Source organism: Mycobacterium sp. SMC-21, assembly GCF_045310825.1.
Classification (GTDB): domain Bacteria; phylum Actinomycetota; class Actinomycetes; order Mycobacteriales; family Mycobacteriaceae; genus Mycobacterium.
The window spans coordinates 1-25,785 of sequence record NZ_JBJIAO010000049.1 but is presented as its reverse complement, the minus strand read 5'-3'; the positions used below and the strand labels follow the sequence as shown (position 1 = coordinate 25,785).

Sequence of the window (25,785 nt, the reverse complement as noted above, 5' to 3'; positions counted from 1 at the left end):
GGTACAAGGGTGTCCCACGTCACATGTGCGGGGCCTCCCCCCAACGGGGGATTGGACGGGCGAGATTCGGCGAGGAATTTCTCCGGTGGTCCACAGCCGGTCTCCCGACCAGCGCGGAACCGCCGCTCTAAGGTGATGCCATGAGCACCAGCGAGAAGCCGGAGGCGGATCGCGCATGACCGCAGAGCCCCAGCCCGACGCGGCTGCGCCGGTGCGGCTGATCCTGGTCGACGACCACGAAATGGTCATCGAAGGACTCAAGGCCATGCTGGCCGCGTTCAGCGACCGGGTGCGGGTGGTGGGCCAGGCCGTCGGGGCCGAACGCGCCGCGGCCGTCGTCGACGAGCTGCAGCCCGACATCGTCCTGTGCGACGTCCGGATGCAGGGCGCCAGCGGCCTGGACCTGTGCCGCGAGCTGCGGGAACGCGATCCGGGCCGCAAAGTGGTCATGCTGTCGGTGTACGACGACGAGCAGTACCTGTACCAGGCACTGCGGGTCGGGGCGTCGGGCTACCTGCTCAAGAGCATCAGCAGCGACGACCTGGTCCGTCAGCTCGAGCTGGTGCACGGCGGGGCCACCGCGATCGACCCGAGCATGGCCGCCCGGGCCGCCGACACCGCCGCCCGCATGCAGCGCGACGAGTTCTGGCCCGGCGCCCGGCAGGGCCTCACCCAGCGCGAGAGCGAAATCCTGTCGTTCGTGGTCGACGGCCTCTCCAACCGCGGCATCGCGACCCGGCTGGTGATCGGTGAAGAGACCGTCAAGAGCCACCTTCGGTCCATCTACCGCAAGCTCGACGTCAGCGACCGTGCCGGCGCGGTGGCCACCGCGCTGCGGGAGGGCATCTACCGATGACACCGCGCAATGAGGTGCTGACCGCCGACCGCGAACTGGCCCTGCTGCGCGAGCTGATCCAGGCCGCCTCGAGTGGTCCGGGCGTCGAGCCGCTGGCCGCGGCGGCCGCCCGGATGATCACGGCGGCCACCGGTACCGACGTCTGCTTCGTCCACGTTCTCGACGACACCGAGCGATCGCTGACATTGACGGGCGCCACCCCGCCGTTCGACCAGGAGGTCGGCAAAATCCGGCTGCCGCTGGGCGAGGGCGTCTCCGGGTGGGTGGCCAGCAATCGCGAGCCCGTCGTGATCCGCCACGACAAGGAATCCGATCCGCGCTACCGGCCGTTCGAATCGCTGCGCGGCAGTGACTTCGCGTCCATGGTGTCGGTGCCGATGGAGACCGACCCGGGCGGACTGGTCGGCGTGCTCAACGTGCACACCGTCGAGCGCCGGGAATTCACCGCCCGCGACGTGGAGCTGCTGCTGGTCATCGGCCGGCTGATCGCCGGGGCCATGCACCAGGCCCGGTTGCACCGCCAGCTCGTCGCCCGCGAACGTGCCCATGAGAACTTCGTCGAGCAGGTCATCGAGGCCCAGGAGATCGAGCGCCGCCGGCTGGCCGGCGATATCCACGACGGTATCTCGCAGCGGCTGGTGACGCTGTCGTACCGGCTCGACGCGGCGAGCCGGGCGGTCGGGACCGACACCGCCGTCGCGGCCGAGCAGCTGACGCTGGCCCGGGAGCTGGTGGACCTGACGCTCGGCGAGGCCCGCGCCGCCATCGGGAACCTGCGCCCGCCGGTCCTCGACGATCTGGGGCTGGCCGGCGGGCTGGCCAGCCTCGCGCGCTCCATCGGTCAGCTCGACGTCGACGTGGAGCTGACCGACGTCCGCTTGCCCGACCACATCGAGCTGGCGCTGTACCGCATCGCGCAGGAGTGCCTGCAGAACGTCGTGAAGCATGCACACGCCAGCAACGCGCTGCTGAAGTTCGCGGCCGACGATGAGCACGCCCGGCTCGAGATCATCGACAACGGGATCGGTTTCGACACGTTCGAGCGCCCGCTGGGCGCCGACGAGACGGGTGGCTACGGGTTGTTGTCGATGGCCGAGCGCGCCGAGATCGTCGGCGGCCGGCTGAATATCCGGTCCCGGCCCGGCTCGGGCACCATCGTCACCGCCACCATCCCGCTGCCATCGACGACTTGATGACAACGGCCTGACGTTGCTAGAAATCATCCGTCATGTATCTCGCGGCTGATTTGGCAAATTTTGACAATGCCCGAGGAATACCGAACCATCGTGGTTGACATGGGAGTGTAGGTGCGCACAGGCAACACAAATGCGGTCATCGGTGCTGCTGCAGTCATCTTCGCTGCATTCGCCTATCTGGTGATCTTCGGTGACCATGGCACGTTGGCGGCACGTCTCACCAACGACATCGGGCTGACGGTCTTCAGCAGCCTTGCCTGCCTCGCCGCGGTGGCCGCCTACCGGGCCAACCGAGGCCGGCGACAGCGCGCCTGGCTGGCACTCGCGATCGGGATGGCGGGCTGGGTCGCCGGCAACCTGATCCTGCTCTATCACCACGCCGTGCTCGGTTCGCCGCCCGCGTTTCCGTCGGTGGCCGATGCCGCGTTCCTGCTGCTGCCCTGCTCTGTGGTGGTCGCGTCCGCCGGGAAGGTTCGGCCCGACCGCATGTCGGCACTGCGCCCCGTGCTGGACGGCGTCATCATCGCCTCCGCGCTGTTCCTCGTGTGCTGGGTGCTGATCCTGGAGGAGCTGTTCGCATCCACGCATTCCAGCTGGCTGGCGACCGCGGTGTCGGTCGCGTTCCCGATCTCGGACGTCGTCATGATCACGCTGGCGGTGTTGACGGTCAGTTCGACGGTACCGGGCAAACGCCAGGCCATCGTCCTGGTGTGCACGGGGCTGATCATCGTCGCAGTGGCCGATAGCATCTGGATATACGTTCTGGCCCAATCGAATTCGACCAGTCCGGTGGCTGTCGTCGGCTGGGCCGCGGGCTTGGTGTTGTTCAGTGCCGGCGGGCTGATCGATGCGCGCAAACCGCCGTCGGCGACGGGGCGGAAACGGCAGGCCCTGGCCGATCCATTGCTCTGGCTCCCCTATTCGCCGATGGTGGCCGCAGTGGTCGTCGGGCTCATCGACCTCTGGCCGGTGACCAACGACAAGCCGGTACTGATCGCCGCGTCGGTACTCGTGATGACGGCACTGGTCCGGCAGCTGATCGTGCTGATCCAGAATCGGCGGCTGTTGTTCGACCTCGCCGACCAGACCCGGCGCGATCCGTTGACGGGGCTGGGCAACCGGCTGATGTTCAACGACCACCTCGATGCGGCCATCCGGTCACGTGGAGACGACCGGGTTCCCATCGCCGTGCTCGCACTCGACCTCGACGACTTCAAGATGGTGAACGACAACCTCGGGCACCCGAGCGGCGACGAGCTGTTGATCGACGTCGCGAGTCGGCTCAAGAACACGGTGCCGGCCGAGCACACCGTGGCCCGGCTCGGCGGCGACGAATTCGCCGTTCTCATCCGGTCGGCACCGAATGCGGCAACCACCATCGCCGAGCGGATCATCGAGGCCTTCGACGCACCGTTCTCGCTCAACAGCGAGAAGGTCTTCATCCACCCGAGTGTCGGGTTGGCGATCACCCCCGCCGACGAACCAGACGTCACCGCTGACGATCTGATGCAGCAGGCCGACATCGCGCTGTACGCCGCCAAGCGGACCGGCATCGGCGGCGTACAGACCTTCTCCGCGGACATGCGCCAGGTCTCGCGGCTGGACCTGCCGCAGCGGTGGAGCGACAGCGGTCGGATCCAGCCGCCCGCCCAAGCCGGTGTGCAACTGCTCGGGCAACTGCGCCGTGCCATCGGCGACTCCGAGTTGAAGTTGGTGTATCAGCCCAAAGTGCTGCTGGCCACCGGCGAAATCGTCGGTGTGGAGGCGTTGCTCCGCTGGCCCCATCCCGAGCTCGGCCTGCTGACCCCGTCCGAGTTTCTGCCGTTGATCCGGCGTAACGGCCTGATCGGCTCGGTTACCGACACGGTGCTCAAGCAAGCGGTCCTGGACGCCTCGACCTGGTTCGGGACGGGATATCGCAATGTGCCGGTCGCCATCAACCTCTTCGCGCAGTCGCTGACCGACGTCGATCTGGCCGATCGCATAGGGACCATCCTCGCCGAGCACTCACTGCCGCCGAGCGCCCTCACTGTCGAGATCACCGAGCAGATGCTGCTGTCGAACATGAGCCGGACGGAGGTGGTGATCGATCGGCTCCGGAAGTCGGGACTGCGGGTGTCGATCGACGACTTCGGGTCCGGCTACTCGACCATGAGTTACCTGCGCGACCTGCCGGTCGATGAACTCAAACTCGACCGGGAGTTCGTGCTGCCGATGACGCACAATCCCCGCGCCGCCGCCATCGTTCGATCGGTGATCAACCTCACCCACGCCCTGAACATCGCGAGCGTCGCCGAAGGAGTCGAAGACGCCGCGACCGCCGAGCAGCTCTCGGCGTACGGGTGCGATATCGGCCAGGGCTACTACTTCGCCAAACCGATGTTCGCCGAATCGCTGCGGCCCCTGATCGAATCGCGGAATCCGCTGCGGCGCTGAGCCGGTCAGAAGTCGCCGGCGGTGCGGCGCAGGGTCTCGATTGCATCGACCAGCGCCGCGGACTGCTCGTCGGACATCCCGACGTCGGCGAACACCTCCTTGTTGAGGGTCACCGTGGCGTCCTCGACCGTCGAGCGGCCCACCTCGGTCAGCCGCACCAGGGTCGTGCGCCCGTCGGTGGGGTGCGGCACCCGCTCGACGAGACCGTCGGCCTCGAGCCGCCGGATGGCATGGGTGACGCTCGTGACGTGCACCTGCAGCCGGTCGGACGCCTTGGTGATCGGCAGCGCGCCACTACCGCTGAACGCCAGCAGCCGCAGCAGTTCGTAGCGGGAAAAGCTCAGGTCATAGGGCCGCAGCGCAGTCTCCACGCGCGCCAGCAGAATCTGGTGGGCCCGCATCACCGATGTCACCGCGACCATGCCGTCGGCGACGTCGCCCCAGCCGGCCCGCTCCCAGTTGGCCCGGGCCCGGGCGATGGGGTCACTGCTGCTCACCGCTCATTCATACCGCACCGGGGCCGCCGAGCCGACGTGGTCAGGCCCCGACGTCCGTCCCATCCACCGCGTTCCGGATGGCGGCCAGCACCGCGCGTGACGACCTGCGGTCCCCGACGGTGATCCGGACGCCGCCGTCGGCGTAGCTGCGCACCCGCGGGCCGTCGTCGCCGAACTTCCAGGCCCGGGCCCCACTCGGCAGATAGACGAAGTTGGCGTGACTGTCGGTGCAGTAGACACCCATCGACCGCAACCGCGCCCGCAGGAATGCCCCTTCCGAGGCGATCATCCGGATACGTTGCCGCAGTTGATCTTCCGCATCGTAGGAGGCGGCGACGGCCACCAGGCCGGTGATCCCGATCCCGAACGGCAGCTGCATACCCCACAGGTCGCGGGCGAGCGACGGCGCACACACGCCGTAGCCGATGCGCAGGCCGGCCAGTCCGTAGGCCTTCGAAAAGGTGCGCACCACAACCAGATTGGGATACCGCACCACGAGCGACGGGATGTCCAGGCACTGCTCGGGGGCCAGGAATTCGACGTACGCCTCGTCCAGCAGGACGACGGTGCCCGACGGCACCCGGTCCAGGAACCGGTACAGGTCGGCGGCCGACTCGACCGTCCCGGTCGGGTTGTGCGGACGGCAGATCACCACCACGCGGGCCCGCGCCGCGGCCGCCGCCATGGCGTCGAGGTCATGGTGACCGTGCCGGTCCAGCGGCACGGTCACCGACCGCAGTCGCGCCATCTGCGCGAAGATCGGGTAGCCGTCGAAGGTCGGTGACGCCGTCACCAGCACATCGCCGGGGTGCGTGACGGCCTGCAGCACCTGCAGGATGACGCCCGTGGCGCCCGCACCGACGAGCACCTGGTCATCGGCGACGCCGACGTGTCCGGCGATCAGCGACCGCAGCCGCTGCGGCAGGAACTCCGGATACCGGTTCACCACACCGATCGACGCGGTGAGCGCGGCCCGCACCGCAGGCAGTGGCGGGAACGGATTCTCGTTGAGCGCCAACGCCAGCGGGTCGTCCGCGGCGGGTAGCGAACCGACCGCATCGGCCAACGCGCACGTGGGCGTCATCGCTGTCCGCCCCAGCGCACGGCGGCCGCACCGGCGAAGTCACCGGCGTGCGCGAAGGCCGCCATCATCACGACGTCACCCTCGCCGACCTGTCCGTCGGTGATCGCCCGGTCCAGGTTGACGGGCACGCCGGCGGCGAACAGGTTGCCGCACTCGTCGAACGTGTCGCGGTGCTTCGACTCGGGCAGTTCCAGGGCCTCGCGCCAGTTCCGCAGGAACACGCGGTTCGGCTGATTGGTGACCAGCAGGCCGATGTCCTTGGGCGCCAGCCCGATCCGGTCGCACACCGCGTACGCCACCTCGGGCACCTGACGGTTGCCCCGGGCCAGCACTTTGGTGATCTTGCTCTCGGTGAAGCCGATGCAGCCCTCGCCGGGCCCGGCCTGCCACCATTTGCGCGGCGGGTCGACCGACATCGTCATGTCACCGGCGTATTCGCCGTAGGTGCGGCATTCCACGTCGAGAATCGGCGAAACATCAGAGGCTGCAACGAGTCCCACCGCGGCACCATCACCGGGTACCGACGCCTGCGCCTTGGGTCGAATGGTGACCTGGTCGAAGACCTGGCCCGCCGCGTTCTGCGCCACCGCCACCAACGCGGTACGCCCCTCCCCGGAGGCGATCAACTGCTTGGCCAGCTTGAGGCCCAGGATGAAGGCCGCGCACCCGCCGTTGTGCAGGTCGATCACCCAGTTCGGCTTCATGCCAAGCCGATTGGCCATACCGCCACCGCCGCCGTAGAACGGCATGTCGGGCAACTGGGTGTGGGTGATCAGGATGTCGACGTCGGCGAGGGTGTCAGCGCCGTGCCGGTCGACGAGGCCCGCCGCCGCCCGCTCGACCATGTCGATGGCCGTCTCGTCGGGTGCCACGTGGTGGCGGAACTTCGGCGCCCGGAACATCAGGTTGTCCCGCAGGTCGTCGGAATCGGCGAACTGCGCGTAGTAGTCGGCGCTGATCGGCTCGCCCGGAAGATAGGTCGAAACGTCGAGCAGGCTCACAACTGGTTGGCTCATGCGTGACTCACTTCATCCAGGCCGGGGTGATCGGCAGACCGTTGCGGTGCCGGTATTCGGCAATCGCCTTGAGGTTGTCCAGTTCCAGGCGGTGGCCCGCCCCGAACATGTCCCAGAAGTCCCCGACCCACACGGGTCGCTGTGCGGGCGCGGTCTCCGGGTAGGGGTTGTTGTCGTAGAACGGGTGGTGGCAGTTGGTCCACAGCACCACCGAACCCGGCTTGTTGAGCACGACCTGGGCGTCGACGACGCGCATCAGGTAGATCATCCAGAGGTGCCGGCCCTGGTCCCAGGCACAGTGGTAGTCGACGGTCATCGCCTCGCGGTTCGCCACTGTGCGCGTGTAGATTTCGGTCTCCGAGCCCAGCCGGTCGTAGGCCAGCCAGAGGCCCGGTTCCTCGGTCTCGGTGAATCCGCGCAGACTGTAGGTCCACTCCTCGAGGCTGCGGGTGTCCGCCAGGTACTCGAACAGTTCCTCCGGCGGGCAGTCGATGTAGTCGTTGACGGTGCAGTAGCCACCGAAGACGACGTCGTGCGGGTATACCGACCGCATCATCTCCATGATGATGGGCGTGGCCTTTTCCCGCGGCGCGTTCTCGATGCGGGTCACGCCGTCGATGGGTAGGGCGATGTCTTCAAGCGCGGGCAGCGACATGCTGGGAGCTCTCTTTCTGCGTCTGTTGTGTGGCGGTATCGAGAAATGGTGCGAACGTGGGGATTTCGTCGGCGGAGCATTCGACGCTGACGACCGATGGCCCGTGCCGGCTGAGCGCTTCGCTCAGCGCGCCGGCCAGCTGCGGCAGCTCGGTGACGTCCGTCGCGTGCAGGCCGGGGAACATCGCGGCCAGGCCGGCGCCCAGCCGGGCCGGGGTGAAGCGGTTGTAGCTGTAGCGGTCGCCGTAGAACAACTGTTCGCGGGTGACGCACATGGCGTGGGCGTTGTTGTTGAACAACACGAAGGTGATCGGGAGCCGGTACTCCAACGCCGTGTGCAGCTCCATGCCGTGCATGAAGAACGAGCCGTCGCCGGCCACCACCACGGTCCGGTATTGCGGCCCAGCGGTTTTCGCCCGCGCGAAGCACATGCCGATGCCGGCGCCGAAGCTGTATCCCATGCCGCCCATCCCGAGCGCCACCACGAAGCGGCCGGACCGGCGCACCGGCAGCCCGTGCACCGTCGAGGCACCGGTGTTGCCGGCGTCGACGACGATGTCGGCGCCGTCGGGCAGCAGTTCGTCGAGCAGGGCGACGGTGTCGCGGTACCGGATGCCGGGGCCGTCGTGCGGCGGCGGCTGAAGTTCGGTGTGCGGCAGCGGGTCGAGGACCCGTAGCCCGTGGGGCCGGCCGGCTCCGGTCAACGATCGGGTCAGCGCCGTCAGCGATGCCCGCAGGTTGGTCGAATTCACGTGTGTGCTCGGCACATACGGACCTTCCGCGCCGAGCGAGACCGTCTGCACCCCGGCCAGCGCGCTGTCGAGGCCGGCGCGCGCCGTCACCGCCAGGCGCGTCCCGATCACCAGACACACCGCGCTGCGGGAGATCGCGTCGACGACCCGCGGATGGCCCATCACGCCGGTGACGCCCAGCCATGACGACTGCCCCAGCCCGGGTGAGCCGCTGACGTCCTTGCCGTCAGGCACCGTGGCGACCCAGGCCCGCAGCACCGAGCGCAATTCCTCGAGCTCACGGCGGGCGTCGTCGCGGGCCACCTGCTCGCCGGCGATGATCGTGACCGGCCCCAGCGCCCGGCGCAGCACCTCGGCGATGGGACCCGGGTCTGCCAGCAACGAATCCTGCACAGCAGCAACCGGATTGACCACATCGATCATCGCCTGCTGGACGTCCTTCGGCAGCAGCAGTACCGCCGGGCCGCCACCGGCCGCCGCGGTCAGCGCCTCCGCCAGCGCCGGCACGATGTCCTCCGGCTCCGTCACGCGACGGCAGTACACCGACACCGCCGAGAACAACGCCACCGCGTCCAGCGATCCGGACCGGCCACTGGTGTCCTGGAAGCTGCCGCGGCCGTCCATGCCGGTCGGCGCCTGCCCCACCAGAGCCAGCACCGGCACTCGGCTGGCCAGTGATTCACCTAGTCCCGCAACAAGATTCAGCGATCCGCCGCCCGACGTCGCGGCCACCACCCCGATCCGGGACACCGCGCGGCTGTAGCCGTCGGCCATGGTGGCCGCGGAGAACTCATGCTTGGCCAGGATCGCGGTGACGTCGTCGGCGAGGAACGCCGCGTCGAACAGGTCCTCGATGTTGGCCCCGTCGACGCCGAAGAAATACTCGACACCCGACGCCGCAAGTTGCGTGATGATGTGGTCCACCACCCGATGCCTGCTGACCATCTGCCACCTGCTTCCGCTCGTCTAACCACAGACACGAGGCGGATGGGCGAATGGTTCAACGCCAGTGGAAATTTTTAGAGATTGCGCTCCAGTAAAACCTTGCCGTTGTCGGCGGAAACCAGTTGTACCGCAGCAATTTCCGAAACCTGCATCGGCGTGTTACCACTCGGCAACGCGGTGGCACCGGACATGCCGAACCATGTGGCGATCTGGTTACGGCTGCCATCGCGGCCCACCACCACCATACCCAGGTTGGTCGGTGGCGCGGCCGGTCCGCTGGACCAGTCGCCGTAGCTGCAGGCCATGTCGATCCGCGTGCCCCAGCCGAAGCTGCTCAGCGCGATGGTGGCGTTGAACGGTGTGGGTGCCACGTGCTGCATGGGCAACTGCGCGACCTGCTCCTGGCTCTGGCCCCCACCGAAGAACTCGGGCCGGACGACGGCCACCGCACCGACTGCCAGTACCGCCGCGGCCAGGCCGGCCACCGCCGTCGTCACCCAGCGGGTCCGGCGCCGGCGCCAGCGCACCTTGGCCAGTACCGAGTCGAGCACCTCGGGCCGCAACGGCGGCTCGGGCTGCTCGGCGCCGATCTCCTGCACGTCGGCCAAATCCAGTAGACCCAACAGGGCCGGCATACCGCTGAGCTCACCGACCGCGTCGCGGCACCGGGAGCAGGTCTGTAGGTGCGCTTCGTACTCACGGCGTTCGGCGCTGGACAGCGAGCCCAGCACGTAGGCGGCGTCCCAGGTTGCGTACCGGTCGCCATCGAAGGGTCCGAGAGGTTCGACAATGTGAATGCTCACCGGGTCACCCCCATTTCCTGCAGATTCAGGCGCAGCGCCCGGACCGCATAATGCAGCCTCGATTTCACTGTGCCCTCGGCGATCTGAAGCTCCGCCGCGATCTGGGCGACGCTCAACTGCCGGTAGTACGCGCGCTCGATCACTGCGCGATGGTCGACGGAGAGCTGACTCAGGGCACCCCCGAGCAACATCCGATCCAGGGCGGTATCCACCTCGTCGGTGGCGGCCGGGTCCGTCCGGTCCTCGGCCTCCACCACCTCTGACGACGTCGTTTCGTGCCGGCGCCGGGCGCTGCGCTGCTCATCGATGATGAGGTTGCGGGCGACGGCGTAGAGCCAGGCCCGCGGGGACTGGTTGGCGTCGGATACGACATCGGGGTGGCGCCACGCCCGCAGCAACGTCTCCTGCACCACGTCCTCGGCACGCGCCGAGTCCTGTGTCAGACGCAGGGCATAGCGCCAAAGGGCGCCTGCGTGCTCGTCGTAAAGCACCCGCATCATGGCGGCCTCCGGATCGCTCATGCACCAACCTCCGTCATTGACACGAGATCAGGGGCGATCCGGTTCACCTGATCAGTCGCGAAGCAGCGTCAAGATTCGGGGTCCGTCCTCGGTGACAGCAACGGTGTGCTCCCAGTGTGCGGCACGAGAGCCGTCCTTGGTAACCACCGTCCACTCGTCTTCGAGAATGACCGTCTTCGACGTGCCCAGCGTCAGCATCGGCTCGATTGCCAGCACCGAACCAGGCTCGAGGAACGGACCCCGACCTGGCGATCCCTCATTGGGCAGGAACGGGTCCATGTGCATCTCTTGCCCGATACCGTGGCCGCCGTAGCCGGCGACGATGCCGAACTTGCGGTCGTAGCGGGCGGACGCCGCGTGGGTCCCCCGCTCGATGGCATGCGAGACGTCGGTCAGCCGGTTACCGGGGACCATGGCGGCGATGCCGGCCTCCATGGACTCACGGGTGGCGTCGGACAGCTTCTGGTCGGCGTCGATCAGCGGGCCGACACCGAACGTCACGGCCGAGTCGCCGTGCCAGTCGTCCAGGATGGCGCCGCAGTCGATCGAGACCAGGTCACCGCTGGCGAGCACCTCGTCGGCGGTCGGAATGCCATGCACCACGCGGTCGTTGACCGACGCGCAGATGGTCGCCGGGAAGCCGTGGTAACCCAGGAACGACGGGATACCGCCACCCTCGCGGATGACGGACTCGGCGATCTGGTCCAGCTCGAGAGTGGACATCCCAGGCGCGGCCGCTTCACGGACCGCCTTCAGCGCCGCCGCCACCAGCGAGCCGGCAGCCGCCATGGCGTCCAATTCACCGGGAGTCCGCTGCGGGACGACCTTGCGGCCGCGTCGGGGTAGACCAATCATCGATGACTACTTCGGCCGGTCGGCGGCTTCAGCTGCCGAGCGCCTGCAGGGCGCGGGCGAAAACCTCATCCAGGCTGCCGACGGCGTCGACCGACACGAGCTCGTCCCGGTAGTAGTCCAGCAGCGGGGCGGTCTCGTCCCGGTACACCTTCATCCGGTTGAGGATGACCTCTTCGGTGTCGTCCGCGCGGCCACGGCTTTTCAGCCGGGTCAGCAGCTCGGACTCCGACACGCGGAACTCCAGCACGGCGTCCAGCTTCAGGTTGCGCTTGGCCAGCATGTCGCGCAGCGCGACAGCCTGCTCGACCGAGCGGGGGAAGCCGTCGAGGATGAACCCGGCGGCGGTGTCGTCGGCGTCGAGACGGTCGTCGACCAGCGCGTTGGTCAGCTCGGCCGGGACCAGGTCGCCCGCGTCGAGGTACTTCTTGGCCTCGACACCGAGCGGGGTGCCCTTGCTGATGTTGCTACGAAACAGATCACCCGTGGAGATCTGCGGGATGCCGAACTTCTCGGCCAGCTTCTCGGCCTGAGTGCCCTTGCCTGCTCCCGGCGGTCCCAGCAGAACCATTCTCATTTGAGGAACCCTTCGTAGTTGCGCTGCATGAGCTGGCTCTCGATTTGCTTCACCGTGTCCAGACCCACACCGATCATGATCAGCACGGCCGTACCGCCGAACGGCAAGTTCTGCACGCTACCGGAGTTGCCGATCTCGAGGAACAGATTGGGCAGCACGGCGATGATGCCCAGGTAGATCGAGCCAGGCAGGGTGATCCGGCTGAGGACGTACCGCAGGTAATCCGCCGTCGGCTTGCCCGGCCGGATGCCGGGGATGAAGCCACCGAACTTCTTCATCTCGTCCGCCCGCTCATCGGGGTTGAACGTGATGGACACGTAGAAGTACGTGAAGAAGATGATCAGGCCGAAGTAGATCGCGATGTAGACCGGGTCGGCCGGGTTGGTCAGGTACTTGGCGATCGCCTTGGACCACCAGCCGTTGGACGCGTTCGGGTCGCCGGCGGTGACCAGCTGGGTGATCAGGTGCGGAATGTAGATCAGCGACGACGCGAAGATGACGGGGATGACGCCGGCCTGGTTGACCTTCAGCGGCAGGTAGGTCGAGGTACCGCCGTACATGCGGCGGCCCACCATGCGCTTGGCGTACTGCACCGGGATACGGCGCTGGCCCTGCTCGACGAAGACGACACCGACGATGATGATCAGCGTCGCGGCCACGACGGAGGCGAAGACGACGCCACCGCGGCTCTCCAGGATGGACTGGCCTTCGGACGGGATGCGGGCGGCGATGCCGGCGAAGATCATCAGCGACATGCCGTTACCGATGCCGCGCTCGGTGACGAGCTCGCCCATCCACATGACCAGGGCGGCGCCCGCGGTCATGACCAGCACGATCACGACGAGGGTGAAGATGCTCTGGTCCTGGATGATGTTCAGGGTGCAGCCCTGCAGCAGGTTGCCGCTGGCGGCCATCGCGACGATCGAGGTGCCCTGCAGAACTGCCAGCGCGATCGCGAGATAACGCGTGTACTGCGTCATCTTGGCCTGACCGGCCTGGCCTTCCTTCTGCAGCTGCTCGAAGCGCGGGATGACCACGACCAGCAGCTGCACGATGATGCTCGCGGTGATGTAGGGCATCACGCCGACCGCCAGCACCGACAGGTGCAGCAGCGCACCGCCGGAGAACAGGTTGATCAGCGAGTAGACCTGCGCAGCGTCACCGCCGCTGACCTGCTCGATGCACTTCTGCACGTTCGGGTAGTTCACCCCGGGGGACGGCAACGCGGCACCGGCCCGATACAGGACGACTACACCCAGCGTGAAGAGGATCTTGCGTCGCAGATCGGCCGTCCGCAGGGACGAGATAAAAGCCGAAAGCACTCTTCCTCCTGCGCAGCCGAGCTCGGGCCGCGGCGTGCTGATGGGGCTGGTCAGGTCCAGCGTTTGGTTAATTCCGTGCGCGACCACAGCAGGTACCCGACCTGCCTGGACGCGCCGTCAAATCAGTCTCCGAGAATAACAGTTGCGGTCCCCGCGACCTGCATCCGCTCGGCGCCGGACCCTTCCTACCCAGCCCGGACACCTCGAAACGTGCCGCCACCCGGCATTTCTGCCGCGTTCAGGAACGGCGCGTACAGTCGCCGACAGGTTGTTACATGAGCTAACTACCGACCCGTTCACCGGGTGACCGACGACAGGAACGACGCGATGGCACGCACTGACAACGACACGTGGGACCTGGCATCGAGCGTAGGAGCGACCGCGACTCTGGTCGCCGCGGCCCGCGCTCTCGCCACCAATTCCGAAGACCCGATCATCGACGACCCGTTCGCCGCTCCCCTGGTCCGCGCCGTCGGGGTCGAGTTCTTCACCAAGCTGGTCGACGGCGCCGCCGATCCCGACCAGTCCAGCGCCGGCTACGGCCCGACCATGGCGCAGCTGACCAACGGCATGGCGGCGCGCACCCGATTCTTCGACGACTTCTTCCGGGACGCCGGCAAGGCCGGTATCCGGCAGGCCGTCATCCTGGCGGCGGGCCTCGACTCGCGCGCCTACCGCCTGGTGTGGCCGGCGGGCACCGTCGTCTACGAGATCGACCAGCCCGACGTCATCGAGTTCAAGTCCAAGACCCTGTCGGATCTGGACGCGGCACCGACCACCGAACGGCGCACGGTGGCGATCGACCTGCGCGAGGACTGGCCGGCCGCACTGCGCGCCGCCGGTCTGGACCCCACCAAGCCCACCGCGTGGATCGCCGAGGGACTGTTCGGCTACCTGCCGCCCGAAGCGCAGGACCGGTTGCTCGACCAGATTTCCGAACTGTCCGCTCCCGGTAGCCGCATGGGCGCCGAAGGCGTGCCGGCCACGCCGGACCTCGACGAGGACGCCGTGCGCGAGCGCATGAAGGCCGCATCGGAGCACTGGCGCGATCAAGGCTTCGATCTCGACTTCAGCGATCTGGTCTACCTCGGCGACCGCGCCGACGTGGACACCTACCTGCAGGGTCACGGCTGGCAGACCACCGCCGTCACCTCCAACGAACTGCTGGTCCGCAACGGCCTGCCGGCCGTCGAGGCCGACCCGAACGGCCAGCCCTCCATGGGCGAGGTCAACTACGTCACCGCAGTGCGCTGATCCTCATCTATCCCTACCGACGGACAGGACCAACCCGATGACCCGCACCGACAGCGACACCTGGGATCTGGCCTCGAGCGTGGGCGCCACCGCCACGATGGTGGCGACCGCCCGCGCCCTGGCGACGAAGGAAGCGGAGCCGCTCATCCGCGATCCGTACGCCGACCCGCTGGTGCGGGCCGTCGGGGTCGAGTTCTTCATCAAGCTGCTCGACGGGCAGATCGATCTCACCGGTGAGGTCGGGACGGCCGCCGCCATGATGACCAACCTGATGGCGGTCCGGACGAAGTTCTTCGACGACTTCTTCACTTCCGCCACCGCTGCCGGCATCCGGCAGGCCGTCATCCTGGCGGCGGGCCTCGACTCGCGCGCCTACCGGCTGGACTGGCCGGCCGGCACCGTCGTCTACGAGATCGACCAGCCCGAGGTGATCGCCGCCAAGACCGGGACCATGGCGCAGATCGGCGCCACACCGACGTGCGAACGCCGCACCGTCGCGATCGACCTGCGCGAGGACTGGCCGGCCGCGCTGCGCGCCACCGGGTTCGACCCTGCGGCGCCGACGGCCTGGATCGCCGAGGGGCTGCTGATCTATCTGCCGCCCGAGGCGCAGGACAAGCTGTTCGACAACATCACCGCGCTGTCGGCGCCCGGCAGTCGCCTGGCCACCGAATTCCACACCGACCACGGCGCCGGCATGCGTGAGCGCGGCGCGGCCATGAGCGAGCGGTGGCGCGGCGCGGGCCTCGACCTCAACCTGACCGACCTCTGGTACCAGGGCGAGCGCACCTCGGTGGTCGAGCACCTCGATGCCAGTGGCTGGAATACCACGGCCCGCCCTCGCCTTGAAGTTTTCGCCGAGTACGGCCGTCCCCTCGCCGAGACCGAAGACACGGCGGCACTGCGTAATTCACTGTCCGTGACGGCCATCAAGAACTAGGAGTTGGACCCACATGACACGAACTGACGGAGATTCCTGGGACCTGGCCTCGAGCGTCGGGGCCACCGCGACCATGGTCGCGGGGCAGCGTGCCATCGCCCACCGCGAGCAGCTGATCGACGACCCGTACGCCGAGCCGCTGGTGCGGGCCGTCGGGCTGGACTTCTTCACCAAGGCGCTCGACGGCGAGATCGACCTGAGCGACGTCAACCCGGCCTTCACCCCGCGACGCGCGGCCGAAGGGATGACGGTCCGCACCCGCTGGTTTGACCAGCTGTTCCTCGACGCGGCCGCCACCGGCGTACGGCAGGCCGTGATCCTGGCCGCCGGTCTGGACGCGCGCGCCTACCGGCTGCCGTGGCCCGAGGGCACCGTCGTCTTCGAGGTGGACCAGCCCGAGGTCATTGAGTTCAAGTCGACGACGCTCGCGAGCCTCGGCGCCGCCCCCACCGCGACCCGGCGCACCGTCGCCGTCGACCTGCGCGACGACTGGATGCAGGCGCTGCGGGACAACGGTTTCGACCCCGAGGCGCCCACCGCGTGGATCGCCGAAGGGCTGCTCATCTACCTGCCACCGGAGGCCCAGGACCGGCTGTTCGACAACATCACCGCACTGTCGGCGCCCGGCAGCTTCGTGGCCACCGAGCAGGTCGGCGATCTGAGCTCCGCGTTCGACGACGAGCGCATGCAGCAGATGCGCGACCGGATGAAGGCCCTCGGTTCGAACATCGAGATGGCCGACCTCATCTACGAGGGCGACCGCAACCACGTCACCGATTACCTGACGAGCCTCGGCTGGGACGTCACCGCGCGGTCGGTCGAAGAGGCACACGCCGACAACGGTTTCCAGTACCCGGACGACGAACTGTCCCGGGCCTGGACCCAGCTGAAATACGTCCGCGCAGTCCTGAACCGGAAGGCTTGACCGCGATGGCCCGGACACACGGAGACAGCTGGGACCTGGCCTCGAGCGTGGGCGCGACGGCCACGCTGGTCGCGACGGGGCGGGCGATCGCCAGCACCCACGAACACGGTTTGATCGACGATCCGTTCGCGGCGCCGCTGGTGCGTGCCGTCGGGATCGAGGCGTTCACCAAGATGGTCGACGGCGAACTGGACCTGGCCGTCCTCGACGCCGTCGCCCCGGATGCGGCGGCGCGGGCGCGCGCCAACATCGACGAAATGGCCGTGCGCACAAGGTTTTTCGACGACTACTTCATGGCCGCCGTAGGCGGCGATTCGGCGGGGGTCGCCGCGTCCTCGGAAATCCGGCAGGCGGTGATCCTGGCCTCCGGGCTGGACGCGCGCGCCTACCGGCTGGCGTGGCCCGAGGGCACGGTGGTCTACGAGATCGACCAGCCCGAGGTCATCGAGTTCAAGACCCGGACCCTGGCCGGCCTCGGCGCCGAGCCGACGGCCGAACGCCGGACCGTCCCCATCGATCTGCGTGAGGATTGGCCGGCGGCGCTGCGGGCGGCGGGCTTCGACCCGAGCCGGCCGACGGCGTGGTTGGCCGAAGGCCTGCTCATCTACCTGCCGCCGGAGGCCCAGGACAAGCTGTTCGACAACATTCACGAGCTCAGTGCCCCCGGCAGCGCCGTGGCCACCGAATTCGTGCCGGGCCTCAAGGCTTTCGACGCCGACAAGGCGCGCGAGGCCGCCGCGGGATTCCAGCAGCTCGGCTTGAACATGGATATGCCGTCGCTGGTCTACCACGGCGAAAGGCACTCGGCCGCAGACTATCTGGCGGCCAAGGGCTGGCAGACGACCGGCATCGGCCGGGTGGATCTGCATGCCCGGCACGGCCTGACGGCAACGGTCCTCGGCGACGACGACCCGATGCGCGAGATCATCTACATCAGCGGCACTCTCGGCTGAGCGGCTAAAAGCGGTAATCCCCCAGCCAGAGGGCGGTGACCCCGGTCATCGACCGCTCGGCCTGGCCGAGGGCACCGACCAGTGACCGGCCGAGCAGCGCCGCGACCGCCTCCGGCAACGATGCCGCGGCCGGCTGCGACGAGGCCTTGGGCCGGACATGATCCAGCAGTGACGAACCCGGGTAGTTGACGACCTTGGCGGTCGCGTCGGGATCGAGCCCGGCCAGCACCTTGGCCCGGCGGACGGCGGTCCGCAGCCCACCGAGTTCGTCGACCAGGCCGCGTTCCAGCGCGTCGGCTCCGGTCCAGATGCGGCCGCGGGCCACCTGCTCGACGGCTTCGACCGGCAGGTTGCGGCCGTCGGCGACGCGCTCCACGAAGTCGGTGTAGAAGAGGTCCGCCTCGGCCACCACGTGCGCGTGCTGCGCTTCGGTGAACGGCTGGTTCGCCGACCAGGCGTCGGCATTCTCGTTGGTACGCACGGCATCCGAGCCGACACCGAGCCGTTCCTTGAGGCCCCTGGTGACGAGCTTGCCCGTCACCACGCCGATGGATCCGGTGATGGTGCCGGCGTTGGCGACGATGTGGTCGGCCGCCATCGACACGTAGTAGCCGCCCGACGCGGCGACCGCGCCCATCGACGCGACGACCGGCTTGCCCGCTTCGCGTAGCCGCGCCACCTCGCGCCAGATGGTCTCCGAACCCGTGACCGCACCTCCCGGACTGTCCACGCGGAGCACAACGGCTGCGACGTCGTCGTCCGCGGCGGCCTCCCGCAGCGCCGCGGCGATGGTGTCGCCGCCGACGCTCGACGGTCCCGGCGGGAAGGCGCTCGGGCCGCCGCGGCCGCTGACGATTGGCCCGGCCATGGTGACGACGGCGATGGTCGGCTTGTGCTTGATGCCTGGCAGCGGCGGCACCTCGGGCAGCGTGTGTCCCGCGGTGGCCTTGGCGTACCGGGACAGGAACAGCCGCGGCGGCGCGTCCTTGCCGTCGGCTTCCGCTGCGCCACCGGTCAATTCGGCAACCCGGGCATACGCCTCGTCGCGGAAACCGATACGGTCGACCAGCCTGGCGGCGACCGCCTCGTCGCGCAGCAGCGGTGCCCGGTCGACGAGCACGTCGAGTTCGTCGGCGTCGACGCCGCGGGATTCGGCGATGGCGGTCAGCACCTGGGCGTGCAGGCTCTCGATGAGCCGGCCGTCGGCCTCGCGGTGCGGCTCGGTGTAGCGGTCCTGCGTGAACATGTTGGCCGCCGACTTGTACTCCCCGCGCGCGACGAACTGCGCCTCGATGCCGGCCTTGTCGAACGCGTCGCGCAGGAACAGCGCGTTGGTCGCGAAACCCACCAGCCCGACGGTGCCCGAGGGCTGCATCCACACTTCCCGGAACGCCGACGCCAGGTAGTAGGACATGGTGCCCGGATAGGTCTCGGCCCAGGCGATCGACGGCTTGACGGCGCTGAACGCGGCGATGGCGTCACGCAGCTCCTGCACCGGACCCGCTGCGGCAGCGGGCAATTGAACCCGGGCGATCAGTCCGGCCACCCGCTTGTCGTCGGCCGCGCGGTGGATGGCTGCCACGGCGTCACGCAGCACGAGAGGCCGCGCGTTGCCCATGACGAAGGCGATCGGGTCGAAGCCGGCGGTCTCGGGCGGCACGGCCTGCAGGTCGAGTTCCAGTACGCAGCCGTTGGGTACGCCGTGGTGACGCGCGGTGTCGACCTTGCGGACAAGGGCACGCAACTCATCGGGGCCGGGAAGACCGGGCAGGCTGGGCCGGAAAGCAAACATGCTCCGAGCGTACCGATTCACCGGCGAGTGCCGAGCAGACGCAAAACTGTCCATTCCGGCGCCGAATTCGACAGTTTTCCGCGTGCTCGCGGGAGAGGATCGACCCATGGTGCTGAAGGTCTCTGTCTCTCCCGATCTGGTCCACGGCGATGCCGACGACGGCTACGGCAAGGTCGCCGACGCGTTCCGGGCCAACTTCGCTGCCGGCGGCGAAGTCGGCGCCGCGCTGTGCGTCTACCGGGACGGCCGCAAGGTCGTCGACATGTGGGGCGGCTACCGCGACGGGATCAGCCGGGCGCCGTGGCAGGCCGACACCATGGTCAACATGTTCTCGTCGACGAAAGGTGTTGCCGCCCTTGCTGTCGCGCACGCGGTGTCGAAAGGGCTCTTCGACTACGACGAGCGGGTCAGCACGTACTGGCCCGAGTTCGCCGCGCAGGACAAAGGCGACGTCACCGTCCGTCAGCTGCTGGCCCACCAGGCCGGGCTGTGCGTCCTGACCCCCAATCCCCTGCTGTCCGACATCGCCGACCCGGTGCGGCTGTCCGCCATCCTCGCGGCACAGAAACCCGCGTGGAAGCCGGGCACCCGGCACGGCTACCACGCCATCACGATCGGCTGGTACGAGTCCGAGCTGATCCGTCGAACCGACGGCCGTACGCTCGGCCGTTATCTCGCCGAGGAGATCACCGGGCCGTCGGGTCTCGACCTGTACATCGGCCTGCCGGACTCGGTCGACCGCAACCGGATTGCCACGCTGCACCATTGGCAGCGATACGAGTCGCTGCGGCACCTCGACGTCATGCCGGCCGGGTTCCTGATCGGCAGCCTCAACCCGCGCGGGCTGCTGGCCAGGACGGCCGCGATCCCCGCCGACATCGACCCCTACGCCGGCGACTACAACACCGACAAGGTGCGCCGCGTCGAGATTCCGTCGGCCAACGGCACCGGGACGGCCCGCGCCCTGGCCGGCCTCTACGGCGCCGCGGCGACCGGCGGCAGCGAAATAGGTTTCACCCCAGAGACTTTCGATGCGTTGATCGCACCGCCCCACAACCCGTCAGGCGGCACCCGGGACAAGGTGATGCACGCCGAGATCGCCTACGCGCTGGGCTTCTGCAAGCCCATCCCGACGTTCGCCTTCGGCTCCTCCGGAAAGGCATTCGGCACGCCCGGCTTCGGTGGTTCGTTCGGCTTCGCCGACCCCGACACCGGCGTCGGATTCGGCTACGTGATGAACCGGCTCGGCTTCCATCTGGTCAGCGATCCCCGCGAACTCGCGGTGCGCCAGGCCCTCTTCCACGACGTCTTGGGCGCACGGCCGCAGAGCTAGCTGCCGGACCAGGGCCGCCCAAACTGAGCTTGTGTGCCAATTCCGCGACGAACTTGGCACACAAGCTCAGTCTCGGCGGACACAAAAAAGGGAGCCCCGGCCGAAGGCCGAGACTCCCCTTTTGCGAAACAGTTACAGCTCGGTCGCGCTACCACCGGCAGCGGTGATCGCCTCACGGGCGCTACCGCTGAACTTGTTGGCGGTGACGTCGACCTTGACGGCCAGCTTGCCGTCGCCGAGCACCTTGACCAGGGTGTTCTTGCGAACCAGGCCCGCGGCCACCAGCTCGTCCACACCGACGGTGCCGCCCTGCGGGAACGCCTTGGCGAGGTCGCCGACGTTCACCACCGCGTACTCCGTGCGGAAGCGGTTGCGGAAGCCCTTGAGCTTCGGCAGACGCATGTGGATCGGCATCTGGCCACCCTCGAACGTCACGGGGACGTTCTTGCGGGCCTTGGTGCCCTTGGTACCACGACCAGCGGTCTTGCCCTTGGAGCCCTCACCACGACCGACGCGGGTCTTGGCCTTCTTGGACCCCGCGGCCGGCTTGAGGTCGTGCAGCTTGATGACGCTCATTTACGCCTCCTCAACCGTGACGAGGTGGTTGACCACCGCGAGCAGACCACGGGTCTGCGCGTTGTCCTCGCGAACGACGGACTGGCGGATCTTGCGCAATCCCAGCGTCCGCAGGCTCTCGCGCTGCTTCCACCGGGCACCCACGGTGCCACGCACCTGGGTGATCTTCAGTTCAGCCATGATTATGCCGATCCTTCACGCGCTGCCGAGGCGGCGAGCGCTTCTGCCTCACGCCGGGCCCGCAGCATGCCGGCCGGCGCAACATCTTCGATGGGCAGGCCACGACGGGCCGCCACTTCCTCCGGACGCTGCAGCTGCTTCAGCGCGGCAACGGTGGCGTGCACCACGTTGATCGCGTTGTCGCTGCCCAGCGACTTGGCCAGGATGTCGTGCACGCCGGCGCATTCCAGCACCGCGCGAGCCGCACCACCGGCGATCACACCGGTACCCGGGCTGGCCGGGCGCAGCATCACGACACCGGCAGCGGCCTCGCCCTGAACCGGGTGCACGATGGTGCCACCGATCAGCGGGACGCGGAAGAAGCCCTTGCGAGCCTCCTCGACACCCTTGGCGATGGCGGCCGGAACTTCCTTGGCCTTGCCGTAGCCGACGCCCACCATGCCGTGGCCGTCACCGACGATCACCAGCGCGGTGAAGCTGAAGCGCCGACCACCCTTGACCACCTTCGAAACGCGGTTGATGGTGACAACGCGCTCGATGTAGTTGCTCTTCTCACCGCGGTCATCGCCACGGCCACGGCCACCACGGTCGTCGCGACGGCCACGGCCGTCACGGTCGCCGCGGCCACCACGGTTGTCCTGCGCCGAACCGGCGCCAGCCTGGTCGGCCATCATGCAGTCCTTCCGGTCATCTTCAAGTAAGTCATTAGAACGTCAACCCGCTTTCACGAGCGGCGTCGGCGAGCGCGGCGATCCGGCCGCCGTAGCTGTAGCCACCGCGGTCGAAAACGACCTCGGAGATGCCGGCAGCCTTGGCACGCTCGGCGATCAGCTGACCCACGCGGGTGCTGACGGCCTTCTTGTCACCGTCGACGGCACGCACGTCGGCCTCGATGGACGACGCGGCGGCCAGCGTGGTGCCGGTCAGGTCGTCGATCACCTGGACGTGGATGTGCCGCGAGGAGCGGTTGACCATCAGACGCGGACGCTCGGCGGTGCCGGCGACCTTCTTGCGCAGACGGGCGTGACGACGCAGACGCGCCACCCGACGGGTCTCAGAGATGTTCTGGCCCAACGGCTTACGCTTGTCAGTCTCAGTGTTGGCCATTGCTACTTACCTGTCTTTCCGACCTTGCGGCGGATCTGCTCACCCTCGTAGCGAATGCCCTTGCCCTTGTACGGGTCGGGGCGACGCAGGCGGCGGATGACTGCCGAGATCTGGCCGACTTTCTGCTTGTCGATGCCGGACACCGAGAACTTCGTCGGGGTCTCGACTGCGAACGTGATGCCCTCGGGGGCCTCGATCAGCACCGGGTGGCTGTAGCCGAGCGCGAACTCCAGGTTCGAGCCCTTGGCCTGCACGCGGTAACCGACGCCGAAGATTTCCATCTTGGTGGTGTAGCCCTGCGTCACACCGGTCACCAGGTTGGCGATCAGGGTGCGGGACAGTCCGTGCAGCGAGCGGTTACGACGCTCGTCGTTCGGACGGGTGACCACGACGGCACCTTCGTCGTTGCGCGACACCTCGATGGGCTCGGCAACATCGAGTGCCAGGGTGCCCTTGGGGCCCTTCACGGCGATGTTCTGGCCGTCGATGGTCACATCGACGCCGGCCGGAATGACAACCGGCTGCTTTCCAATACGCGACATGTTCTCTGCCCCCTACCAGACGTAAGCGAGGACTTCGCCGCCCACGCCCTGTCGAGCTGCCTGGCGGTCGGTGAGCAGGCCGGAGGACGTGGAGATGATCGCCACGCCCAGGCCACCCAGAACCCGCGGCAGGTTGGTGGATTTCGCGTACACCCGCAGACCGGGCTTGGACACCCGGCGGAGGCCGGCGATGCTGCGCTCGCGGCTCGGGCCGTACTTGAGGGAAACAACGAGGCTCTTGCCCACGCGGGCGTCCTCGGTGCGGTAGTCGGTGATGTAACCCTCCTTCTTGAGGATCTCGGCGATGTTCGCCTTGATCTTCGAGTGGGGCAGGGTCACCTCGTCGTGGTACGCCGAGTTGGCGTTGCGCAGACGTGTCAAGAAGTCTGCGATCGGATCCGTCATTGTCATGACAGCGTTGATCAACCTTTCTCGCTGCGGTTCCCATGCATCACGCCCGTGTCGGTCCCACCTTGCGGTGGCTCGGCACGTCACATCGTGGGCCTGCTACGAAGTGTTTTCCCTTATCTGACCGAGGTCGGTCAGGGGTCGTGCATCAGTAGTGCAATCCAGTTTCAGAAGGCACATACCGATCGGCCATCGGACGAAAACGCCCATGGCAACCTGCCCAGTGTAGACAATGCGCAGCTCAGGGCCAAATCCGTGCTACTCAAGGGTTTGGCGTCCACGAATGTGCAGACAGATCGCCCGAACGGCACTTTTGACGATCTCTGTGCACGCTCGCGAAGTCGCCTCGCCACACATCGCCACGAATGTGCAAAGAGCGCGTGGATCCGCCGTTCTGGACGATCTGTGTGCACGCTCGACGAGCCGCTACCGATGCGCACCGCTGCGCGAACGAAAAAGCCGCCCCGGTCACGAGGACCGGGGCGGCTTTCTACAGCGTCATGAGACGGGCAGAGTCACCAGCTGGACTTCTGCACGCCGGGCAGCTCGCCGGCGTGGGCCATCTCCCGCAGGCAGATTCGGCACAGGCCGAACTTGCGGAACACCGAGTGCGGGCGACCGCACTTGTTGCAGCGGGTGTAGCCACGCACCGCGAACTTCGGCTTCTTGTTGGCCTTGTTGACCAGAGCCTTCTTTGCCATTGTCAGTTCTCCTTGAACGGGAAGCCCAGGGCCCGCAGCAACGCACGGCCTTCGTCGTCAGTGGTGGCCGAGGTGACGACCGTGATGTCCATGCCACGGGGGCGGTCGATCGAGTCGACGTCGATCTCGTGGAACATCGACTGCTCGTTGAGGCCGAAGGTGTAGTTGCCGCTGCCGTCGAACTGCTTGGCCGACAGACCGCGGAAGTCGCGGATACGGGGCAGTGCGATGGAGATCAGACGGTCCAGGAACTCCCACATGCGGTCGCCACGCAGGGTGACGCGGCAGCCGATCGGCATGCCCTCACGCAGCTTGAACTGCGCGATGGACTTCCGGGCCTTGCGGATTTCCGGCTTCTGACCGGTGATCAGCGTCAGGTCGTTGACCGCGCCGTTGATCAGCTTGGCGTCGCGGGCGGCGTCACCGACACCCATGTTGACGACAACCTTGACCACGCCGGGGATCTGCATGACGTTGGCGTAATTGAATTCGTTGTTGAGCGCGTCGCGGATCTCTTCGCGGTAACGCGTCTTCAGCCGGGGCTGAGTGTTTTCCACAGTGGTCATCTCAGATGTCCTTGCCATTGCGCTTGGAGATACGGACCTTCTTGCCGCTCTCCTCATCGACGCGGTAGCCGATGCGGGTCGCGTTACCGTCGGAGTCGACCACCATCACGTTCGAAACGTGGATCGGCGCCTCCTGGGTGACGATGCCACCCGACGATGCACCACGCTCGTTCTGAGACTGCGCGGTGTGCTTCTTGATCCGGTTGACGCCCTCAACGAGCACCTTGTTGCGGGTCGGGTAGGCCTCGATGACCTTGCCCTTGGCACCCTTGTCCTTGCCGGCGATGACCAGCACGGTGTCGCCCTTGTGCACCTTCATCACAAAACCTCCGGGGCCAGCGAGACGATCTTCATGAACTTCTTCTCGCGCAGTTCGCGACCGACCGGCCCGAAGATGCGGGTACCGCGGGGGTCATTGTCGTTCTTGATGATGACGGCGGCGTTCTCGTCGAACTTGATGTAGCTGCCGTCCGGCCGGCGGCGCTCCTTGACGGTGCGCACGACGACGGCCTTGACCACGTCACCACGCTTGACGTTGCCGCCCGGGATGGCGTCCTTGACGGTCGCCACGATGATGTCGCCGATGCCGGCGTAGCGCCGCGACGAGCCACCGAGCACGCGGATGCAAAGGATTTCCTTTGCGCCCGTGTTGTCGGCGACCTTGAGTCGCGATTCCTGCTGAATCACTCGATCTCCTGACCTGGGGTTTGTATGCACGCCAGATACCGACCTGGGCGTGCGCGGTCTTGTTGTCCAAGGGCACGCAGAGTCGGCGTGTGACCGGGGTCTGCCCTGGGCAACCCCTACATAGTAGGCGAGCAGCCATAACGCTCCAAATCGCTGCTCAAATCCCCGCGAGCGTCCATTGCTCCTATGTCAAGCAGCGAGTGGTGTTTCGGGTTTTTGGTGTGATCGGTTGGGGTGCAGGTCGGTGTGGAGGCTGCGGTAGACGGTTCGGCTGAGGTGGCGTTTGAGGCATCGTAGGGCTTCTTTGGTG

Annotated in this window: 29 protein-coding genes; 8 read left to right on the top strand and 21 right to left on the bottom strand. The window is 67.5% G+C overall.

The annotated features are described in order from the left end of the window. Positions 1–175 precede the first annotated feature (175 nt). From ACJH6H_RS27065 to ACJH6H_RS27055, 3 genes are all read left to right on the top strand, one after another. Positions 176–856 carry a response regulator transcription factor gene (locus tag ACJH6H_RS27065; protein WP_138250429.1) on the top strand — a complete coding sequence of 227 codons (681 nt, stop codon included), beginning with the start codon at positions 176–178 and terminating at the stop codon, positions 854–856. Further along, entirely contained in the window at positions 853–2,049 is a 1,197-nt protein-coding gene (locus ACJH6H_RS27060; RefSeq protein WP_406776179.1) for a GAF domain-containing protein, read from the top strand. Before ACJH6H_RS27065 ends, ACJH6H_RS27060 begins: the two co-directional genes overlap by 4 nt. A 114-nt stretch (positions 2,050–2,163) precedes the next feature. Beyond that, positions 2,164–4,488, top strand: coding sequence for a putative bifunctional diguanylate cyclase/phosphodiesterase (locus ACJH6H_RS27055; protein ID WP_406776178.1), 2,325 nt, complete (start codon positions 2,164–2,166; stop codon positions 4,486–4,488). Positions 4,489–4,493: 5 nt separating this feature from the next. Here ACJH6H_RS27055 and ACJH6H_RS27050 read toward each other — a convergent pair whose 3' ends face one another. The 10 genes from ACJH6H_RS27050 to secY all read right to left on the bottom strand — a co-directional run bounded on the left by ACJH6H_RS27050 (position 4,494) and on the right by secY (position 13,511). Further along, positions 4,494–4,985: a MarR family winged helix-turn-helix transcriptional regulator gene (locus tag ACJH6H_RS27050; protein WP_406776177.1), complete on the bottom strand. Its 492-nt coding sequence runs from the start codon at positions 4,983–4,985 to the stop codon at positions 4,494–4,496. 40 nt (positions 4,986–5,025) lie between these two features. Then, positions 5,026–6,069: a pyridoxal phosphate-dependent aminotransferase gene (locus tag ACJH6H_RS27045; RefSeq protein ID WP_406776176.1), complete on the bottom strand. Its 1,044-nt coding sequence runs from the start codon at positions 6,067–6,069 to the stop codon at positions 5,026–5,028. Beyond that, positions 6,066–7,085: a 3-oxoacyl-ACP synthase III family protein gene (locus tag ACJH6H_RS27040; protein WP_406776175.1), complete on the bottom strand. Its 1,020-nt coding sequence runs from the start codon at positions 7,083–7,085 to the stop codon at positions 6,066–6,068. The genes ACJH6H_RS27045 and ACJH6H_RS27040 overlap by 4 nt, the downstream gene beginning before the upstream one ends. A 7-nt stretch (positions 7,086–7,092) precedes the next feature. Continuing rightward, positions 7,093–7,740, bottom strand: coding sequence for a hypothetical protein (locus tag ACJH6H_RS27035; protein ID WP_061001782.1), 648 nt, complete (start codon positions 7,738–7,740; stop codon positions 7,093–7,095). Then, positions 7,721–9,436: a thiamine pyrophosphate-binding protein gene (locus ACJH6H_RS27030; RefSeq protein WP_061001783.1), complete on the bottom strand. Its 1,716-nt coding sequence runs from the start codon at positions 9,434–9,436 to the stop codon at positions 7,721–7,723. Before ACJH6H_RS27030 ends, ACJH6H_RS27035 begins: the two co-directional genes overlap by 20 nt. 74 nt (positions 9,437–9,510) lie before the next feature. Beyond that, positions 9,511–10,239, bottom strand: a complete 729-nt coding sequence (locus ACJH6H_RS27025; RefSeq protein ID WP_110767128.1) for a zf-HC2 domain-containing protein — start codon at positions 10,237–10,239, stop codon at positions 9,511–9,513. Continuing rightward, positions 10,236–10,760, bottom strand: coding sequence for a sigma-70 family RNA polymerase sigma factor (locus tag ACJH6H_RS27020; protein WP_061001784.1), 525 nt, complete (start codon positions 10,758–10,760; stop codon positions 10,236–10,238). The genes ACJH6H_RS27025 and ACJH6H_RS27020 overlap by 4 nt, the downstream gene beginning before the upstream one ends. A 51-nt stretch (positions 10,761–10,811) precedes the next feature. Continuing rightward, the gene (gene map, locus ACJH6H_RS27015; protein ID WP_061001785.1) at positions 10,812–11,615 is read right to left on the bottom strand and encodes a type I methionyl aminopeptidase; all 804 of its coding nucleotides are present in this window, start codon (positions 11,613–11,615) and stop codon (positions 10,812–10,814) included. Positions 11,616–11,643: 28 nt separating this feature from the next. Next, the gene (locus ACJH6H_RS27010) at positions 11,644–12,189 is read right to left on the bottom strand and encodes an adenylate kinase (RefSeq protein ID WP_061001786.1); all 546 of its coding nucleotides are present in this window, start codon (positions 12,187–12,189) and stop codon (positions 11,644–11,646) included. Further along, the gene (secY, locus tag ACJH6H_RS27005) at positions 12,186–13,511 is read right to left on the bottom strand and encodes a preprotein translocase subunit SecY (RefSeq protein WP_061001787.1); all 1,326 of its coding nucleotides are present in this window, start codon (positions 13,509–13,511) and stop codon (positions 12,186–12,188) included. The genes ACJH6H_RS27010 and secY overlap by 4 nt, the downstream gene beginning before the upstream one ends. A gap of 327 nt (positions 13,512–13,838) precedes the next feature. Between secY and ACJH6H_RS27000 the strand changes: the two genes are divergently transcribed. Genes ACJH6H_RS27000 through ACJH6H_RS26985 form a run of 4 tightly spaced genes read left to right on the top strand, consistent with a single transcriptional unit; the run spans position 13,839 to position 17,583 of the window. Then, positions 13,839–14,765 (top strand): class I SAM-dependent methyltransferase, encoded by a 927-nt coding sequence (locus ACJH6H_RS27000; RefSeq protein ID WP_029105215.1) that lies wholly within the window; start codon positions 13,839–13,841, stop codon positions 14,763–14,765. A gap of 37 nt (positions 14,766–14,802) precedes the next feature. Next, entirely contained in the window at positions 14,803–15,705 is a 903-nt protein-coding gene (locus ACJH6H_RS26995) for a class I SAM-dependent methyltransferase (protein WP_406776174.1), read from the top strand. Between the two features lie 13 nt (positions 15,706–15,718). Then, complete coding sequence (locus ACJH6H_RS26990) at positions 15,719–16,630, top strand: class I SAM-dependent methyltransferase (protein WP_406776173.1); 912 nt, start codon at positions 15,719–15,721, stop codon at positions 16,628–16,630. Positions 16,631–16,635: 5 nt separating this feature from the next. Beyond that, positions 16,636–17,583, top strand: coding sequence for a class I SAM-dependent methyltransferase (locus ACJH6H_RS26985; protein ID WP_406776172.1), 948 nt, complete (start codon positions 16,636–16,638; stop codon positions 17,581–17,583). A gap of 4 nt (positions 17,584–17,587) precedes the next feature. On the opposite strand, the gene sppA is transcribed toward ACJH6H_RS26985, so the two are convergent. Beyond that, positions 17,588–19,375: a signal peptide peptidase SppA gene (sppA, locus tag ACJH6H_RS26980; protein ID WP_406776171.1), complete on the bottom strand. Its 1,788-nt coding sequence runs from the start codon at positions 19,373–19,375 to the stop codon at positions 17,588–17,590. A 106-nt stretch (positions 19,376–19,481) separates the two neighbouring features. On the opposite strand from sppA, the gene ACJH6H_RS26975 reads away from it, so the two are divergent. Next, a complete protein-coding gene (locus ACJH6H_RS26975) occupies positions 19,482–20,708 on the top strand; it encodes a serine hydrolase domain-containing protein (protein WP_406776170.1) in 1,227 nt (408 codons plus the stop codon). A gap of 132 nt (positions 20,709–20,840) precedes the next feature. Here ACJH6H_RS26975 and rplO read toward each other — a convergent pair whose 3' ends face one another. From rplO to rplN, 10 genes are all read right to left on the bottom strand, one after another. Next, entirely contained in the window at positions 20,841–21,284 is a 444-nt protein-coding gene (rplO, locus tag ACJH6H_RS26970; RefSeq protein ID WP_020101429.1) for a 50S ribosomal protein L15, read from the bottom strand. Continuing rightward, positions 21,285–21,464, bottom strand: coding sequence for a 50S ribosomal protein L30 (rpmD, locus tag ACJH6H_RS26965; RefSeq protein ID WP_020101428.1), 180 nt, complete (start codon positions 21,462–21,464; stop codon positions 21,285–21,287). Between the two features lie 2 nt (positions 21,465–21,466). Next, entirely contained in the window at positions 21,467–22,135 is a 669-nt protein-coding gene (gene rpsE / locus ACJH6H_RS26960) for a 30S ribosomal protein S5 (RefSeq protein WP_029105211.1), read from the bottom strand. 34 nt (positions 22,136–22,169) lie between these two features. Beyond that, entirely contained in the window at positions 22,170–22,571 is a 402-nt protein-coding gene (gene rplR / locus ACJH6H_RS26955) for a 50S ribosomal protein L18 (RefSeq protein WP_020101426.1), read from the bottom strand. A gap of 2 nt (positions 22,572–22,573) precedes the next feature. Continuing rightward, on the bottom strand, positions 22,574–23,113 hold the full coding sequence (gene rplF / locus ACJH6H_RS26950) for a 50S ribosomal protein L6 (protein WP_226519478.1): 540 nt from the start codon (positions 23,111–23,113) through the stop codon (positions 22,574–22,576). A gap of 12 nt (positions 23,114–23,125) precedes the next feature. Further along, positions 23,126–23,524, bottom strand: a complete 399-nt coding sequence (gene rpsH, locus ACJH6H_RS26945) for a 30S ribosomal protein S8 (RefSeq protein WP_020101424.1) — start codon at positions 23,522–23,524, stop codon at positions 23,126–23,128. 512 nt (positions 23,525–24,036) lie between these two features. After that, positions 24,037–24,222: a type Z 30S ribosomal protein S14 gene (locus tag ACJH6H_RS26940; RefSeq protein WP_005197641.1), complete on the bottom strand. Its 186-nt coding sequence runs from the start codon at positions 24,220–24,222 to the stop codon at positions 24,037–24,039. Positions 24,223–24,224: 2 nt separating this feature from the next. Next, on the bottom strand, positions 24,225–24,788 hold the full coding sequence (gene rplE, locus ACJH6H_RS26935; protein ID WP_020101422.1) for a 50S ribosomal protein L5: 564 nt from the start codon (positions 24,786–24,788) through the stop codon (positions 24,225–24,227). Position 24,789: 1 nt separating this feature from the next. Next, positions 24,790–25,107 carry a 50S ribosomal protein L24 gene (gene rplX, locus ACJH6H_RS26930; protein WP_020101421.1) on the bottom strand — a complete coding sequence of 106 codons (318 nt, stop codon included), beginning with the start codon at positions 25,105–25,107 and terminating at the stop codon, positions 24,790–24,792. Beyond that, positions 25,107–25,475 carry a 50S ribosomal protein L14 gene (gene rplN, locus ACJH6H_RS26925; protein ID WP_020101420.1) on the bottom strand — a complete coding sequence of 123 codons (369 nt, stop codon included), beginning with the start codon at positions 25,473–25,475 and terminating at the stop codon, positions 25,107–25,109. The genes rplX and rplN overlap by 1 nt, the downstream gene beginning before the upstream one ends. Positions 25,476–25,785 lie beyond the last annotated feature (310 nt).

What these genes read in the sequence shown, in the direction of transcription:
- ACJH6H_RS26940 (WP_005197641.1), bottom strand. Translation starts at nt 24,222, where the DNA reads ATGGCAAAGAAGGCTCTGGTCAACAAGGCCAACAAGAAGCCGAAGTTC.
- map (WP_061001785.1), bottom strand. Translation starts at nt 11,615, where the DNA reads ATGATTGGTCTACCCCGACGCGGCCGCAAGGTCGTCCCGCAGCGGACT.
- ACJH6H_RS27000 (WP_029105215.1), top strand. Translation starts at nt 13,839, where the DNA reads ATGGCACGCACTGACAACGACACGTGGGACCTGGCATCGAGCGTAGGA.
- rplO (WP_020101429.1), bottom strand. Translation starts at nt 21,284, where the DNA reads ATGAGCGTCATCAAGCTGCACGACCTCAAGCCGGCCGCGGGGTCCAAG.
- rplR (WP_020101426.1), bottom strand. Translation starts at nt 22,571, where the DNA reads ATGGCCAACACTGAGACTGACAAGCGTAAGCCGTTGGGCCAGAACATC.
- sppA (WP_406776171.1), bottom strand. Translation starts at nt 19,375, where the DNA reads ATGTTTGCTTTCCGGCCCAGCCTGCCCGGTCTTCCCGGCCCCGATGAG.
- rpsH (WP_020101424.1), bottom strand. Translation starts at nt 23,524, where the DNA reads ATGACAATGACGGATCCGATCGCAGACTTCTTGACACGTCTGCGCAAC.
- rplE (WP_020101422.1), bottom strand. Translation starts at nt 24,788, where the DNA reads ATGACCACTGTGGAAAACACTCAGCCCCGGCTGAAGACGCGTTACCGC.
- ACJH6H_RS27065 (WP_138250429.1), top strand. Translation starts at nt 176, where the DNA reads ATGACCGCAGAGCCCCAGCCCGACGCGGCTGCGCCGGTGCGGCTGATC.
- ACJH6H_RS27060 (WP_406776179.1), top strand. Translation starts at nt 853, where the DNA reads ATGACACCGCGCAATGAGGTGCTGACCGCCGACCGCGAACTGGCCCTG.
- rplX (WP_020101421.1), bottom strand. Translation starts at nt 25,107, where the DNA reads ATGAAGGTGCACAAGGGCGACACCGTGCTGGTCATCGCCGGCAAGGAC.
- ACJH6H_RS27040 (WP_406776175.1), bottom strand. Translation starts at nt 7,085, where the DNA reads ATGAGCCAACCAGTTGTGAGCCTGCTCGACGTTTCGACCTATCTTCCG.
- rpsE (WP_029105211.1), bottom strand. Translation starts at nt 22,135, where the DNA reads ATGGCCGACCAGGCTGGCGCCGGTTCGGCGCAGGACAACCGTGGTGGC.
- ACJH6H_RS27010 (WP_061001786.1), bottom strand. Translation starts at nt 12,189, where the DNA reads ATGAGAATGGTTCTGCTGGGACCGCCGGGAGCAGGCAAGGGCACTCAG.
- ACJH6H_RS27020 (WP_061001784.1), bottom strand. Translation starts at nt 10,760, where the DNA reads ATGAGCGATCCGGAGGCCGCCATGATGCGGGTGCTTTACGACGAGCAC.
- ACJH6H_RS26985 (WP_406776172.1), top strand. Translation starts at nt 16,636, where the DNA reads ATGGCCCGGACACACGGAGACAGCTGGGACCTGGCCTCGAGCGTGGGC.
- ACJH6H_RS27030 (WP_061001783.1), bottom strand. Translation starts at nt 9,436, where the DNA reads ATGGTCAGCAGGCATCGGGTGGTGGACCACATCATCACGCAACTTGCG.
- ACJH6H_RS26990 (WP_406776173.1), top strand. Translation starts at nt 15,719, where the DNA reads ATGACACGAACTGACGGAGATTCCTGGGACCTGGCCTCGAGCGTCGGG.
- rpmD (WP_020101428.1), bottom strand. Translation starts at nt 21,464, where the DNA reads ATGGCTGAACTGAAGATCACCCAGGTGCGTGGCACCGTGGGTGCCCGG.
- rplF (WP_226519478.1), bottom strand. Translation starts at nt 23,113, where the DNA reads ATGTCGCGTATTGGAAAGCAGCCGGTTGTCATTCCGGCCGGCGTCGAT.
- ACJH6H_RS27035 (WP_061001782.1), bottom strand. Translation starts at nt 7,740, where the DNA reads ATGTCGCTGCCCGCGCTTGAAGACATCGCCCTACCCATCGACGGCGTG.
- ACJH6H_RS26975 (WP_406776170.1), top strand. Translation starts at nt 19,482, where the DNA reads ATGGTGCTGAAGGTCTCTGTCTCTCCCGATCTGGTCCACGGCGATGCC.
- ACJH6H_RS26995 (WP_406776174.1), top strand. Translation starts at nt 14,803, where the DNA reads ATGACCCGCACCGACAGCGACACCTGGGATCTGGCCTCGAGCGTGGGC.
- ACJH6H_RS27045 (WP_406776176.1), bottom strand. Translation starts at nt 6,069, where the DNA reads ATGACGCCCACGTGCGCGTTGGCCGATGCGGTCGGTTCGCTACCCGCC.